General features: G+C 60.9%; 15 protein-coding genes. 6 read left to right on the top strand and 9 right to left on the bottom strand.

The window, feature by feature from the left end:
• The first annotated feature begins 96 nt into the window (after positions 1 to 96).
• Entirely contained in the window at positions 97 to 996 is a 900-nt protein-coding gene (locus P3T23_RS05445; protein ID WP_429315154.1) for a LysR family transcriptional regulator, read from the top strand.
• Between the two features lie 211 nt (positions 997 to 1,207).
• Positions 1,208 to 1,744: a class IV adenylate cyclase gene (locus P3T23_RS05440; protein ID WP_429315153.1), complete on the top strand. Its 537-nt coding sequence runs from the start codon at positions 1,208 to 1,210 to the stop codon at positions 1,742 to 1,744.
• Between the two features lie 31 nt (positions 1,745 to 1,775).
• Here P3T23_RS05440 and P3T23_RS05435 read toward each other — a convergent pair whose 3' ends face one another.
• Positions 1,776 to 2,267, bottom strand: coding sequence for an Lrp/AsnC family transcriptional regulator (locus P3T23_RS05435; protein WP_429315152.1), 492 nt, complete (start codon positions 2,265 to 2,267; stop codon positions 1,776 to 1,778).
• A gap of 455 nt (positions 2,268 to 2,722) precedes the next feature.
• On the opposite strand from P3T23_RS05435, the gene P3T23_RS05430 reads away from it, so the two are divergent.
• Both P3T23_RS05430 and P3T23_RS05425 read left to right on the top strand, forming a co-directional pair.
• Entirely contained in the window at positions 2,723 to 3,580 is an 858-nt protein-coding gene (locus tag P3T23_RS05430; protein ID WP_429315151.1) for a 4a-hydroxytetrahydrobiopterin dehydratase, read from the top strand.
• Positions 3,581 to 3,913: 333 nt separating this feature from the next.
• On the top strand, positions 3,914 to 4,264 hold the full coding sequence (locus tag P3T23_RS05425) for a 4a-hydroxytetrahydrobiopterin dehydratase (protein WP_429315357.1): 351 nt from the start codon (positions 3,914 to 3,916) through the stop codon (positions 4,262 to 4,264).
• Between the two features lie 85 nt (positions 4,265 to 4,349).
• Here the strand turns inward: P3T23_RS05425 and P3T23_RS05420 are convergent, their stop codons facing one another.
• A complete protein-coding gene (locus tag P3T23_RS05420) occupies positions 4,350 to 4,574 on the bottom strand; it encodes a DUF3717 domain-containing protein (RefSeq protein WP_133661400.1) in 225 nt (74 codons plus the stop codon).
• Positions 4,575 to 4,691: 117 nt separating this feature from the next.
• Here P3T23_RS05420 and P3T23_RS05415 point away from each other — a divergent pair, with 117 nt between their 5' ends.
• Both P3T23_RS05415 and P3T23_RS05410 read left to right on the top strand, forming a co-directional pair.
• Positions 4,692 to 5,378: a response regulator transcription factor gene (locus tag P3T23_RS05415; protein ID WP_133661401.1), complete on the top strand. Its 687-nt coding sequence runs from the start codon at positions 4,692 to 4,694 to the stop codon at positions 5,376 to 5,378.
• Positions 5,379 to 5,571: 193 nt separating this feature from the next.
• Positions 5,572 to 7,071, top strand: a complete 1,500-nt coding sequence (locus P3T23_RS05410) for a sensor histidine kinase N-terminal domain-containing protein (protein WP_429315150.1) — start codon at positions 5,572 to 5,574, stop codon at positions 7,069 to 7,071.
• Between the two features lie 38 nt (positions 7,072 to 7,109).
• Here P3T23_RS05410 and P3T23_RS05405 read toward each other — a convergent pair whose 3' ends face one another.
• The 7 genes from P3T23_RS05405 to P3T23_RS05375 form a co-directional block, all read right to left on the bottom strand.
• Positions 7,110 to 7,589: an SET domain-containing protein gene (locus P3T23_RS05405; RefSeq protein ID WP_133661403.1), complete on the bottom strand. Its 480-nt coding sequence runs from the start codon at positions 7,587 to 7,589 to the stop codon at positions 7,110 to 7,112.
• 219 nt (positions 7,590 to 7,808) lie between these two features.
• Positions 7,809 to 8,921, bottom strand: coding sequence for an NADH:flavin oxidoreductase/NADH oxidase (locus tag P3T23_RS05400; protein WP_429315149.1), 1,113 nt, complete (start codon positions 8,919 to 8,921; stop codon positions 7,809 to 7,811).
• 107 nt (positions 8,922 to 9,028) lie between these two features.
• On the bottom strand, positions 9,029 to 9,775 hold the full coding sequence (locus P3T23_RS05395) for an MOSC domain-containing protein (RefSeq protein ID WP_429315148.1): 747 nt from the start codon (positions 9,773 to 9,775) through the stop codon (positions 9,029 to 9,031).
• Positions 9,772 to 10,488, bottom strand: coding sequence for a glutamine amidotransferase (locus tag P3T23_RS05390; protein WP_429315147.1), 717 nt, complete (start codon positions 10,486 to 10,488; stop codon positions 9,772 to 9,774). Before P3T23_RS05390 ends, P3T23_RS05395 begins: the two co-directional genes overlap by 4 nt.
• 149 nt (positions 10,489 to 10,637) lie before the next feature.
• Complete coding sequence (locus P3T23_RS05385; RefSeq protein WP_429315146.1) at positions 10,638 to 11,276, bottom strand: MarR family winged helix-turn-helix transcriptional regulator; 639 nt, start codon at positions 11,274 to 11,276, stop codon at positions 10,638 to 10,640.
• 596 nt (positions 11,277 to 11,872) lie between these two features.
• Positions 11,873 to 12,988 (bottom strand): YbdK family carboxylate-amine ligase, encoded by a 1,116-nt coding sequence (locus P3T23_RS05380; protein ID WP_429315145.1) that lies wholly within the window; start codon positions 12,986 to 12,988, stop codon positions 11,873 to 11,875.
• Positions 12,989 to 13,075: 87 nt separating this feature from the next.
• Entirely contained in the window at positions 13,076 to 14,281 is a 1,206-nt protein-coding gene (locus P3T23_RS05375; protein ID WP_429315144.1) for a cation:proton antiporter, read from the bottom strand.
• Positions 14,282 to 14,719: the final 438 nt, after the last annotated feature.

Genomic DNA, 14,719 nt, shown 5'->3' with positions numbered 1-14,719 from the left:
CGTCTCTCGCGACTTGCCCCAAGCGTAATCGCGCAGGAGCCACGAAATCCAATGAGTAATGCTCAATTGCGGTATAAGGCGCGCTAATATCAGGATATGGACCTGACTCTGCTCCGGGCATTCGCCACGGTCGCGCGCGAGGGCAATCTCACGCGCGCGGCCGTGCAGCTGCATCTGACCCAACCCGCCGTCAGCCTGCAGATCAAGCATCTGCAGGAAACGCTGGGCGTGACCCTGTTCACGCGAACTTCGCACGGACTGACGCTCACCCGTGACGGTCAGGCGCTGCTGCCGCACGCCGAACGCGCGCTCGCCGCCGCCAGCGACGTGCAGCGGGCCGCCGCCACGCTGCGTCACGAAGTGCGCGGCCGGCTGCGAATCGGAACGATCCTCGACCCGGAATTTCTGCGTCTTGGCGGTTTCCTGAAGCAGCTCGTCGAAACCTGGCCGCATATCGAAACCGCGCTGCGGCACGGCATGTCCGGCTGGGTACTCGACCAGATCCGCGCGCGCGAACTCGACGTCGGCTACTACATTGGCCAGCCGGCGGAAGACGACCGCCGCGGCGAGCTGGCGTTTCACGCAGTCACGCTCACCCATTTCCAGTATCGGGTGCTTGCGCCGGCCGGCTGGAAAGACCGCGTGAAAGGCGCGCGTGACTGGCGCGCCCTCGCCGCGCTGCCATGGATCTGGACGCCGCCCGCCTCAGCGCATAACCGCCTGCTGTCGCATCTGTTCGACGAAGCCGGCGTGAAACCGGTGAAGGTGGCCGAAGTCGACCAGGAACCGTCGATGCTCGATCTCGTCAAATCGGGCGTCGGCCTGACGCTGGCCCGCGACGCGACCGCCATCGCCGAGGCCCACGCCCATGCGCTGACGATCATCGAAGGCATCACGGTGCCGACCGAGCTCACCTTCATCACCCTCGCCGGCCGCAAGGACGAACCGGCAATCGCCGCCGCGCTGAAGCTGATCGAGCAGCAATGGACGCTGTGAACGCGATCGGCGACGATATGAGCCGCACTCATGACAGCGGCCGCATGTCTGTTCGCTGACGTAACGACACCGTCACGCGCTTTTTGCTAGATTGGTGTTTTGCGCATCGCAGCGTTCGCTACCTTTCAACCGGTTTTCGCTGGTCAATTCCGGCTCGCTTCCATGCTGCATCTGAAGCTGCCGCCGCCCTATCCTTCGACTGGAGCCTCACATGGCACGCAACATCGAGATCAAAGCCCGCGCCCGGCAATTCGACCAACTCCGCGAACGCGCCGCCCAGCTTGCGCCGGAAGCGCCGCTGATCTTTCGCCAGCAGGACTTCTTCTATGACGTGCCGCGCGGCCGCCTGAAACTGCGCCAGTTCGACGACGGCACGCCAGCCGAGTTGATCTTCTATCAGCGCGACGACCGGGATGGCCCGAAAGCGTCGTACTACACGCGCAGTCCGGTCACCAACGCCGAAGCGATGCACTCGCTGCTTGCCACCGCCCTCACGACACGCGGCATCGTCACGAAGGAGCGCCACGTCTATATCACCGGACGCACGCGGATTCATCTGGATCGGGTCGACGGTCTGGGAGACTTCGTCGAACTCGAAGTCCTGCTCGCGCAGGATGACGACGAAGAAGGCGGCGAAGCCGAAGCGCACGCGTTGTTTGCGAAGCTGGGCGTGCCTGAGTCGGATCTCGTCGCAGTCGCTTATGTCGACCTGCTCAACCCCGATAGCGAACCGCTGAGGGTGGCCTGAGCCAGCCGGCGCCATCACTACCCGCCGTACTTCACGCGGTGGAGGCGCCCGGCGCGAGATGGCCGAGCGGCAGCGGCCCGTTGCGTTTGAAGGTCGTCAGCACGATGTTCGAACGCACGCTGTCGACACCCGGCACGCGCATCAGCTTCTTCATCACGAACGACGACAGCGCATTCAGATCCGGCGCCACGATACGCAACAGGTAGTCCGCGTCGCCTACCACCGCATGGCACTCCAGCACCTCGGGCAGCACGTCGAGCTGCTGCTGGAACTGCTCGATGATCGAGTCGCCATGATGCTTGAGCTTCAAACTGGTGAACGCGGTCACACCCAGCCCGAGCTTTTCGGGCCGCAATACAACCCGGTAACCATCGATCACCCCCGCCGCCTCCAGCCGCTGGAGCCGCCGGCCGATCTGCGAGGGCGACAGCGGTACCTGCTCGCCGAGCTGTTGATGTGTGGCGCGTCCGAAGCGCTGCAGCACTTCCAGCAGCGCGAGATCGAAGTGATCGAGTTCCAGCATGATGATTCTCCGCGCCAATCTCTATATTGATGCATGATTGTTGCATAAATTATGTATATCAAGCCAGCTTTGCGCCCCTTCGAACCCTGCTGCAAAGCGCAAGATCATGTCGACCGCAAACACCGCGAAACTAAAGGAGCAGTTCGAAACAGGCCTCGAAACCCGCAGACCGCGCTCCTCAAGGCGGGGAGTGCAACGAGTCTCTCGCCTTTACAAGCAGCATATTGGCTTCTATAAATCAAATCGCTGCAAGCACTGCGGACGCCGGCGCGGATTTACGACGTAGATTTGGGTAATTTTTGGACCGTTTAGTTGAGTATGCCTATATTCATCCATGCTGCAAGCCTCCATTTCAGAAAGGGTGCTTTTATGAATCGACCTGACAAATGCGCTAATGCATTCCTGATTAACACAGGCAGCCTGCAGCAATAACAGAAAAACACAGGGAAGACATTGTGGCTTCTAAAGAGGCTCTGGCGTTCATCAGTTATCGACGAGTCGACAGTTCCGCCGCGTCTCGCTGGCTTTCGGCAAGCATTGCACGCACATTTGGTGCGCAAAGTGTCTTCATCGACACAGGGTCGATTCGGATTTCCAACGACTGGGCCGATAAAATCAATCAGGCGCTGGCTTCCGCAACACTTTTAATACCCGTGATCGGGCCAACGTGGCTGTCAACGGCAGACGAAAACAGTAGACGTCGAATCGATAACAAGAACGATTGGGTGCGTAACGAGATTCGCCACGCCATCAAATCAAAAATCCACATTATTCCCGTGCTTTTATCAAAAACGCCCATGCCGACACCCGATGCTTTCCCTGAGCCCATCCACGAACTCGCGCGATTCCAGGGCCTCGAGTTGCGTGATGAAAGGTGGGAGGCTGATCTCCAGGTGCTTTTAACGCAAATGGAGGAGCTTGGCTTTGTGCGACTCTCGAAAGACGTGATCCGCTACCCGACGCCAGCGCTAAAGATTCGGGAACTCGATGTGATTGAACTGCAAGATGGACTGCAACATCTTCCGGGGTGGAAATCGGTTGTCTCCGATCTTCCGAACGCTGCAGGCCGCCAGCGCTGCGAACTCCATTGCAATTTCGAATTTGCGTCTTTCCAGGATGCCATGGCGTTTATGTGGAAGGCAACAGCTGAAATCGAGCGTCGCGACCATCATCCTCGCTGGCAAAACGTTTGGCGAACCGTCTCCGTCTGGCTCACTACCTGGGACATTGAGCACAAGCCCTCCAGACTGGATCTCGAACTTGCGGCCTACCTCAACGAGCTTCGCGCGCAGTTTCCCGCGAGTTCCGGCTAGCCCGACGGTCTTAAGGAGCCGGGCGGCTTCCACACTCTGTCCAGCCGTACGCCACTGCTGATCAAGCCCAGCTTCGCAGACTGCATGCACGTGCGGCTCCGCCACGCTCACCGCAAGCAACGTCCGCACGCCGCCGTGCGCCTGCCTCTGCGGATACACAGTCCAATCCCGCCTGATCCGCGACGTGGCGAACCCCAACGCCGTAAAGGTCACCGCCACTGGTGTCGTCTCGGGCAAGCGCGCTTATGATCAGCAAACCGCTCCTGAGCAGCGAGTAGGCATCCGTGAAAAAATAGCGCAATGCATGCATTTCGCGCGGAACGTGTCGTCGGTATGGCCGGCGCGCGCGCATCCACACCAGCACAAGAGGTAACCGCGATGATCCACAAACTGACTTCCGAAGAGCGCTCGACGCAAATCGGCCAGCTCAACGGCTGGCAGGCTGCCAGGGGACGCGATGCGATCCAGCGCCAGTACCAGTTCGCCGACTTCAACGAGGCGTTCGGTTTCATGACGCGCGTCGCGATCAAGGCGCAGGAAATGGACCACCATCCGGAGTGGTTCAACGTCTACAACAAGGTGGAAATCACGCTGTCGACGCACGAAGCAGACGGCGTCACAGAACGCGATATCAAGCTGGCCCGTTTTATCGACGAAGTGGCGAAATCCATGCAGGGCGCTTAAACCAGGGTCAGGGTCAGGAGGAAAACCCGGCTAACGCCTATAATGAAAGCGTTTTGCAGGTATTCAGGCGGGCAAACCTTCACTTCTACAGGCCATTTTTAAGGCGCACGTAAGAATCCCACGCTTCGCGCGCGGCTGCGTCCAAACCTTCCGGTGACAGCCTGGTCTGACGCTGTACAATCATCTGCGCATACGGCTTGGAGAGCGCGCTTGCCTCCTTGCACAAGCTGAGTTCGTCGCCGCTCGAAGGTGAGCGGCTGCGCCAGAAGTTGATCGCGGCTTCAAGTTCGTTGATCGTAATATCGGACATGACTTTCGTGATCACTCGATGGCCGCATGGTGCGGCGGGCCCGCATCGCTTGTGCAGCAGGCGCCCCGGCGAACCGAGTGCCTGATACGCCTAACCCATTGTACTTGAGCGAAATCCATGCGACTCCTTCTGATCGAAGATGACCGCCCCATCGCACGCGGCATCCAAAGCAGCCTCGAACAAGCCGGCTTCACGGTCGACATGGTCCACGACGGCATCTTCGCCGAACAGGCTCTGACGCAGAACCGGCACGAACTCGTGATCCTCGATCTGGGCCTGCCCGGCATCGACGGCATGACGCTGCTCTCGCGCTTCCGCCAGAGCAACCGTCACACGCCAGTGATCGTGCTGACCGCGCGCGACGAACTGAACGACCGTGTTCAAGGTTTGAACTCCGGCGCCGACGACTACATGCTGAAGCCGTTCGAACCCGCCGAACTCGAAGCGCGTATCCGCGCCGTGATGCGCCGCAGCGGCCCGCACGGCGACATGCCGCGTCCGGAAGTATCGCTGGGCGGCGTGCGCCTGTCGGGCGTCGACCGTCGCATCTTCAACGACGACAAGCCGCTCGAACTGTCGCCGCGCGAATTCGCAGTGCTCGAAATGCTGCTGCTGCGCCACGGCCGTGTGGTCAGCAAGGCGCAACTGCAGGATCATCTGACGCATTTCGGCGGCGATCTCGGCGATACGGCAATCGAAGTCTACGTGCACCGCGTGCGTAAAAAGCTCGAAGCCTGCCGCGTGGAAATCGTCACGGTGCGCGGTTTCGGTTATCTGTTGCAGGAAATCCGTCAGGCCGCGTGAAGCTGTTGGAGCCTGGTGGAACTGGTTAGACCTCGTTTCAAACGGACTGACCAGACACGGCCGGAGTTGTTCGCCAGCGCGTCGGCATTTATCCGCACCCGTCTGCATCCGATGCAAGGTACGCTGACCTCCGGCCACTTTCCGCGGATCAGGGGGACCTGATCCGCAGTTGATACTCTTCGCGCGTTCGACCATGTCCCATCCGGTCGCGACCAGCCTGCGGCGCTCTTTGCTGCGCCGCCTCGCTGCTCCTCTTTCGCTGCTCGCGCTGATGAGCGGGCTCATCGCTTACTGGCTTGCATGGCAGTACACGCAGCATGTCGTCGACCGGTCGCTGGCCGACCTTGCCACCGCTATCTCGAGGCAGGTGCAGATCGCCGGACCGGATGTGCGGGTCACCGTGCCACCGCTCGCGCAGGCGATGTTCTCGGATCCGGTCGAACAACTGGTCTACCGGATCAGCAATGGCGAAACGGAAATCGCCGGTGATCCGAAACTGCCTCTGCAGGGCACCAGCGTGCGTCGCATGCACTATGCGTATGTGTTCGAGACACAGCACGAAGGCACCAGCGTGCGCGTCGCGCAGGTGCGGGTCGATCAGCCAAACGGCAATCCGATCGTTGTCGAGGTCGGTCAGCCAGTCCATCACCGCTTCCGCATCGCCGCCGAATTTCTCGTCGCGATCATGATGCCGCTGCTGCTGTTGCTGCTGGCCGGCTGGGTGATCGTGTGGCGCGTCGTGAACCAGCAGCTCAACCCGCTGACCGATCTGGCCGATTCACTGAACCGGCAGACGCACACGTCGCTCGAGCCCGTCGACGAGACTTTCGTGCCGGTCGAAATCCGGCCGCTCACAGGCGCACTGAACGCACTGCTCGACCGCCTCAAAACCGCGCTCGACGCGCAGCGCAAATTCATCGCGGATGCCGCGCATCAACTGCGCACGCCGCTCACCGCCGTGAAACTGCACGCCGAACAGGCGGCTGTCGCGCGCGAACCGAAACAGGTGCTTGCCGCCGTGCATGAACTGCGCGCGGCCGCGGATCGTGCGGTGCGCCTGTCCAACCAGCTGCTTTCGCTGGCGCGCGCGGAGCCAGGTGAACAGGCCGCCCGCTTCGTAAACGTCGACATGGCCGCGCTCGCGTTCGAAACCGGCGCCGAATGGGTGCCGCGCGCGCTGGGAGTTCATATCGACCTCGGCTTCCAGCGTCTCGACGATCCAGCCAACGATCAGCCGTTGATCGCGCGCGGCAATCCGGTGCTCCTGCACGAAGTGATCGCGAACCTGCTCGATAACGCATTGAAGTACGTGCCGCCCTCCCGCTTCGACGGCGGACGCATCACCGTCACGGTATCGCAGACCGAGACAGACGGGAAGCCGATGGCCGAAATCGCCGTCGAGGACAACGGCGCGGGCGTGGCGCCGAAGCAGCAGGCCGAGCTCTTCAAACGCTTCTTCCGCGGCGATGGACAAAGCGACACCAGCGTTGACGGTGGCGCCGGACTTGGGCTCGCAATCGTCCATGACATCATGGTGCTGCACGGGGGCAGCGTGCATTACGAAGACGCACCCGACGGCGGCGCACGTTTCATCGTGCGGATCCCGCTCGTCACTGCCAGCGCGACCGACAAACGCGATACAGCGCGGCGCGCTCCAAAAAAATCGGCGCATCACGCGCCGATCGATATGTGACTGTGTGCCGGGCTGCATCACGTTGCAGCCCGCCCAGATCATTTCTTCTTCTTTGCTTTCTTATCGGTCTTGTCAGGGGCGGCCAGCATCGTGCCACGACATTTACGCGCGCCGCAGCGGCACTCGTATTCGCGCTTGAGTTTCTTCGTCTGACGCGCGTCGATCACAAGACCGTAGTCATAGAACAGTTCTTCGCCAGCTTCGATCTCGCGCAGCGCGTGGATGTACACGTGCCCGTCGATTTCTTCCGCTTCGCAGTTCGGCGCACACGAATGGTTGATCCAGCGCGCACTGTTACCGTCGACCTTGCCGTCGATCACATGTCCGCTATCCAGTGCGAAGTAAAACGTGTGATTCGGTTCCTCAGGGTTGTGAGGATGACGTCGCAAAGCTTCTTTCCACGAGATCCGCTCACCCTTGTATTCGATCAGGCGCTCGCCGGCTGCGATCGCTTCCGCGGCAAACACGCCTTTGCCGTGCACACCCGAGCGGCGCACGACGATCCTGCGTGAACTCATTGAATGAATCCTTGTGAAGAACTGGAGCTGAACATCCGACTGTCGCCACTCCTGGCATCTTGAACCAGCCGACTTTTTCCGACGCGGATAGCAAACGCGGCGCCTTGACGGCGCCGCGTGGTCCTGCGACGCTCGTGCGCCACAACCGGCATCGTACACGTTAGAGACGGCTTCGTTCAACCTTGAAAGAAGCAGTCACACTATCGGGGTGCTGCGTCTTCAACGCTGCCCTAACGTGGTCTCACCGAATAGCGCTTTCTGGTCGCGCGGTTGCGAACGCCAGTATTGCGGTGGTGCTTCGACGGTCGCGCCGAGTTGCGCTGCAGCGTGCCATGGCCAGCGTGGATCGTAGAGCATCGCGCGCGCCATCGCGATCATGTCGGCGTTGCCCTTTTCGATCAGATCGTTGGCATGCTGCGGATCGGTGATGAGGCCGACCGCGACCGTCGTCATACCCGTCGCTTCCTTCACCGCGTCCGCGAACGGCACCTGATAGCCAGGTTCGAGCGGAATCTTCTGCAGCGGCGATACACCACCGGACGACACGTCGATCCAGTCGCAGCCACGCTTTTTCAGTTCGTGCGCGAAGGCAATCGTGTCGTCGAGGGTCCAGCCGCCGTCGACCCAGTCGGTTGCCGACACACGCACGCCGACGGGTTTGTCGGCCGGAAAGGCCGCGCGCACGATGTCGATGATTTCCAGCGGGAACCGCATGCGGTTTTCACGCGAGCCGCCGTAGTCGTCGGTACGCTGATTGGCTAGCGGCGACAGGAATTGATGCAGCAGATAACCATGCGCGGCGTGCACCTCGATCGCATCGATGCCGAGACGCGCGGCCCGCCGGGTCGAAGCGGCGAACGCCTCCCGGATCCGGTTCAGCCCCGCAGTATCCAGTGCGAGCGGCGGCTCTTCGCCCGCCTTGTGCGGCAGCGACGACGGCGCATGCGGCAACCAGCCGCCTTCCGAAACCGGAATCAGCTGACCGCCTTCCCATGGCACATGACTCGACGCCTTGCGCCCCGCGTGCGATAGCTGCATCGCTACGGGAATGTGAGAATGCTTGCGGATTGCCGCAAGAACCGGCTTGAGTGCCGCTTCGGTGACGTCGTCCCACAAGCCTAGATCTCCTGGCGTAATGCGTCCGTCGGGTTCGACGGAAGTTGCCTCGATGCACAGCAGACCGGCACCCGACAGCGCAAGATGACCAAGATGGATCATGTGCCACTCGTTTGCCTCGCCACGCTCGGCGGAATACTGGCACATCGGGGACACGACGATGCGGTTCCGAAGCGTCACGCTACGCAGCGTGAGCGGAGAAAAAAGCGCGCTCATGGGATTCTCGCGAAGGAAGAGCCGAAGAGCGAACGAGGATAGCACCGTGCCCGATTTACCGCTGGGCGCATGGCCCAGACAGACCGCAGCCAAACTGAATCGTCGAACTACGCGACCTGCTTCTTGCTGGACGGCTGGCTGGACGGCGTGTCGAGACGGCTTGCCCACGATTCGACTTTGCCGCTCGCGAGGCGCTTCGACGCAATCGCGCGCCAGGACGATGTCAGCGTTTCGAGATTCGCCATGTCTTCGAGCGCCGCATGATCGTCGCGATCGACATAAAGCACGCGTAGCAGACGCTCGACGGTCCACGCCGGATGAGGGCGCGCAAGCCGCTCGATCGAATCGCCGGCGCCGATTTCACCGGCTTCGAGCACGCGGTAATACCAGCCGGTACGACGTGTGTCCTGCACACGGCGCGACATGTCGTCCCGATCGAAACGTACATTGAGCTTCCAGCACGGCTGCCTCGGCTGGGAAATCTGCACGAGCGAGCCGCCGATGCGATACACGTCGCCAACGCACACCGTCGCCTCGGTCATTCCAGATGTGCTGAGGTTTTCGCCGAACGCGCCACGGGCGTCGAGCCGCGTCGAGACAGCCGCACCAACGGTTGCCGCAGCCCATTCGTCGCGCCAAAGCGCGTAGTGATCGAACGGGTAATGGTGCAGCGCCATTTCTGGTCCGCCGTGGTGCTTACGTTCAGCCTGCTGGTCGCCTTCAAGACCGGTCTCGCCAAGCCACACGCGCCCTTCGACCGGCAATTTGCCGATCGCACTGAGCTTGCCTTTGTCGCCAAGCGGCGCAACGATGCCGGTCAGTACCGCGTCGACCCGATAAATCGCCTCGCTCACACCTTTCCCTCAACCTGATCCAGCCATTCGGTGAACATTTTGCGGGCCGCTTCTTCGAGACGCGGACCGAGCCGCGCCGTATCCGCACGCAGTTGAAGGACACCGACGCCTTCACTGCCGCCGATCTCCGCGGCATGGCCAATGAGCCAGGGTTCAAAGCGATCGGCGCGGATTTCCGGATGACATTGCAAGCCCAGCACGTGATTGCCCCACGAGAAAGCCTGATTTTCGCAGGCTGGCGTCGATGCAAGCCGCGTCGCGCCGTTGGGCAGATCGAAGGTATCGCCGTGCCAGTGCAGCATCGACGTCTGCGCACCGTCCAGATGACGGACCGGCGATGCGCGCCCGGCATCGGTGAGCGTCAGCGGACTCCAGCCGATCTCGGACTGCGCCGCCCGATAGACTTTTGCGCCCAGTACGCGCGCGATCAGTTGAGCCCCGAGGCAGATACCGAGGGTCGGCAACCCGGCAGCAATGCGTCTTTCGATCATCGACACGAGCGGCACGAGCGTTGGATAGCGTTCGTCGTCGCACGCGTTGATCGGGCCGCCGAGCACGACCATCAGCGACGGGACGACGGGATCCGGCGCCTCGATACGAGCAAAGCCGACATCGAGATAGCGAACCGGCCGGCTGCGTTCGCCGAGCACGCGTTCGAGGCTGCCCAGATCCTCGAAGTGCACATGTCGAATGGCCAGAACTTCCTGATTCATCGGCACATCCTCGCCCTCGAGGTTGACTAAAGAGACGCGTGTGACAGCTTCCTGACAAAGGAAGTCACGTCACGGCAAGACCGGACGGCCTGAAGGCACCCAACACGGCCCTCGACCCGATCCGGCCTTGCAGTTTAGCGGAGTCGGCCTTACTGCGCGAAGATCTTCCAGACCTTTTTCTGCGTGGCGACATCGGCGGTTTCATGCACCGAGCAATCGAGACGCAGATCCGTATCGCCCATATCCAGATCGAGCAGCGCGCAATGGTGCGGCGTCTTCTTCGGATTCTTGCTGGGTTCGAGGTGCGTACAGGTCAGGCACATCCGGTGCGGCGGGATATGTTCCTGCGCTTCCAGCTGGCGGATCGTCTTGAGCAGCGTTCGATACAGCACCGCCTGCTCCTCGTCGCGCAGCGCGCCAACCGCCTTCGACAGGAAATCCGGCCACTGCGCGGCGCGCTTCGCCGCCGTGCGGCCGCGTGCGGTCAGTCGCACAGCCAGCGCCCGACCGTCGTCCAGCGCGCGGCGCTTTTCGACGAGGCCCTTGCCTTCGAGCGTGCTCACGGCATCGCTCGTTGTCGCGGCGGTCAGTGCCGTTTCACGCGCGATCTCGCCGAGACGCATCGGTCCCTTGCGTTGCATCAGCAACACAAGAATTTCACCCTGGGTCGGGGTGAGACCCGCGCCTTCCGCCCATTCCCATGCCTGACTCCGCATGGCCGTGCTCAGTCGCAGCAGGCTGTGGGTCACCCGCCCGGTTGCCTGCTCGCCGTATACGCCTTCGCTCATAGTCTTTCGTTCGTTATTGACAGCATGTCGCTGTGTAGTCGGCCGTCGGGTGGCAAATCACGCCGCCAGCCTGCGTGTGGCCGCCCCGCCCGGGGATCAGGCGGGCCGATTTTACTATCTCAAAAATACCCTGCCCGACATGCCTGTTCCGACATGTTGTGCAGCGATGCTCTCCATTTAACGCTGTGACGATCAACCAAGCTACAGCGCTAAAACCGACATTCTATGCGAGAGCGGCCAATCGTACAGCTAAGTTATCCAGTGAGAGTTGTGGATAACCTCTGAATATCTGCTGGGACAGCGTGTGTGCGGATTCTTGATAACGTCAGTCCAGGCATCCAGGGCAGCGGAAGTTATCCGGACTTCCGGCGCCCGATGCACTCACGATCCGCGTAGTTGTAGTTTACGCAGAGCATTGACTTTGCTGGAAAAACTTCAGTTGTCCACAGGGGAAGCCGATGCTTGTTAACTATTACTACATATGTATACGTAAACATTAGAAAAACCTTAGGGATCTGTTGCTGGGAATGAAGAAACGAAAAAAAACCCGCAAATGGCGGGTTTCTTCGAAGAACGTGACGGCCCGAGGTCGGAAGTTACGCCCGCCATTGCAGACATTGTTGCCGCACGGCCTCGTGAAGCGACTTTTCTTCGGCAAATACGCCGCGCAACCAGGTCGCATCGTTGACCTGTCCGCGCGCGATCGTGCCGATCTCTTGCAATGCCTTACCGGAGCCCAGCACATCGGCGTGCGGCGCAATCCGCTCCAGCGTCGCAATGATGTCTTCGGAAATCGTCCGGCGCTCGCCGGTCTGCGGATCGATGCAGGTGCCTGCGAGGCCAAACCGGCACGCCTCGAAACGGTTGAAGGTGTAGACGAGGTAATCGTCTTCTTTCGGCGTGAGGGGTTTGTCAAGCAACAGATGGCGTGCCAGCGTCTGGATGTAGCAGGCGATCGCCGCGGCGCGATCAACTGACATCGGCGTATCCATCACGCGCACTTCGATGGTGCCGAAGCCGGGTTTCGGCCGGATATCCCAGTAAAAATCCTTCATGCTGTTCACCACGCCCGTGTGGACCATCTTCGAAAAGTATTCTTCGAAGCTGTCCCACGTCAGCACGAACGGGGCGCGGCCCGACAGCGGAAAGGCGAACACCGAATTCAGGCGTGCGGAATGAAAACCGGTGTCCACGCCCTGCACGAACGGCGAGGAAGCAGACAGCGCGATGAAGTGCGGAATGAAACGCGACATCGAATGCAGCAAAAACAGCGCGCTGTTGGGATCCGGACAGCCGATATGCACGTGCTGGCCGAACACCGTGAACTGCTTCGCGAGATAGCCGTACAACTCGGACAGGTACTGAAAGCGCGGCGTATCGACGATTTGCCGCTCGCTCCATTGCTGGAATGGGTGTGTTCCGCCGCCGCACAGTCCGACGTTCAGCCGGTCGGCCGCGGCGACGAGCGTGTCGCGGATCGTGCGCAGATCGGTCAATGCCTGTTCGTGCGACGTACAGATGCCCGTCGACAGCTCGATCATGCTTTCGGTGATTTCCGGCGTGATGTTGCCGGGAATCTTTTCGTCCTTGATGAGCCGCAGCAGATCGGAAGCGGCTTTGGTCAGATCATAGTCGTGAGTGTTGACGATCTGCATTTCGAGTTCGATACCGAAGGTGAACGGTTTCGAATCGACAAAGGGTTCGAGTGACATGGCGTCCCCTGGTAACTGGCTCGCCCGACCGGTCGCGTGGATCCGTTCGGCCGTATTCAATGCCGGGTGGTGAAAAAGTGCGACCGCCTATTCTTCGCGCCGCTCGCCGACCAGCGCGAGACTGCGGTAGACAAGCCATGGCCCCACAAGCTGCAGCACGACGATCGAGCACATCACGACGGCGCGCAGCAGCGGATCGAAATTCGGATAAAGATCGTAGGTGTCGTCGACGAGCAGATACGCGAGCGCGGACATGGGCGAAAGCGACAACCCAAGCGCCATGCCCTGCTTCCAGTTCAGTCCGCTCGGTTTCGCGAACGCCAGCACGCCGACCAGTTTGCCGACAAGGCGCGCCAAGATCAGCCCGAGCGCAGCCACGCCGCCGAGCGCAATGTGTCGCCATTCGAACGTCGTCAGCGTCAGCACGAACAGAATCACCGTGAGCAGCCAGCCGGCGGTGCCGAAATGCTGCGGCCACAACTGCGGACGCGCTTCGAGATTTTTCACGATGATGCCAGCGGCAAGCAGGCTCAGGATCGTCGACAGTTTGAACAGATGGGCGATCGCAATAGCCAGCAGTACGAGACCGAACAGCGCGACGAACGAATGCTCGTCCTGCATGTTCATCCGTCGATAGAAAAAATTGCAGGCGCGCGCAAGTGCGTACGCAAGCACCAGCGAACCGATCAGCAGATAAAGCGGTTGCAGGATCGTGGCGAGCACATTGCCGTAAATCTCCTGATGCAGCCAGCCTGATGCGAGCTTTTCAATCACCACGGCGTACATGCTGTTGAGTGCGGTCAATGTCATCAGACGTTGGGTCACCTGGCCCTCGGCGCGCAGCTCCGTCTTGAGCTGAATCACCATCGCGGGTGAAGTGGCCATCGCGATGGCCGCGAGCACCATCGCCACCATGGTCGACACGTGCAGAAACAGCAGAACGGCCAGGACAAGGATAAATGTCAGCGTTGCTTCAGCAATGCTCGACAGGATCAACCAGGGATTGCGGCGAATCCAGCGCAGATCGAGCCGGCTGCCGAGTTCGAAAAGCAGCAGACCGAGTGCGACATCGAGCAACGGGCGGGCCGCCTTTGCGGCATCTGCGTCGATCACACCGAAACCTGCTGAACCGGCGATCAGGCCAATCACCGCGTAACCGGAAATACGCGGCAGACGCCATGCGCGATAGCAGAGTTCGCCGCACAGACCGGCCGCGAGCAGCGCGAGACCGGCCCAGAAAATTGCGTCGGGCGCGAGTGGCCAGGCTGGAAAAAATGAAAACGCCGACTTCATCGTGGTGGCTTCTCCTTTTGCAGCAACGCCAGGCAGCGCGAACCGGCGGAAACGCCGGCGACGGGATAAGCACGTTGCGCCAACCAGCGTTGCGAGTTGAACGATCGGGTGAAAACTGAACGAACGCGCAGGAACCACAGGACTGCGAGCGGCGAGTCTGCGCGCGGCGTTAAAGCTTGCCAGACACGTCTGTATGAACGCCGTCGACCTGTGAATCAGATTGTTGTCGACGGGTAACCGTTCCGTTGTTGCGCACGCTGGTCAAGCAAGGCATGCGCGTGAGGAACGGCGATTGTGCCATAGCTTTTTCGTACTCGACCGAAAACGCTGCAACGTGCGCGCAAAGCGGTAAAAACTTACGTCATCTTCGCTGGAGCAGGAAAAAACGACCGTTGGTAGAGAACTGTGCGGCAGTGAACAGACAGACGTAGTCGCATC

This window comes from Paraburkholderia sp. GAS448, from assembly GCF_050435685.1.
Taxonomy (GTDB): Bacteria; Pseudomonadota; Gammaproteobacteria; order Burkholderiales; family Burkholderiaceae; genus Paraburkholderia.
Note: the sequence above shows the minus strand (reverse complement) of the source record. Positions and strands in the feature narration are given on the sequence as shown.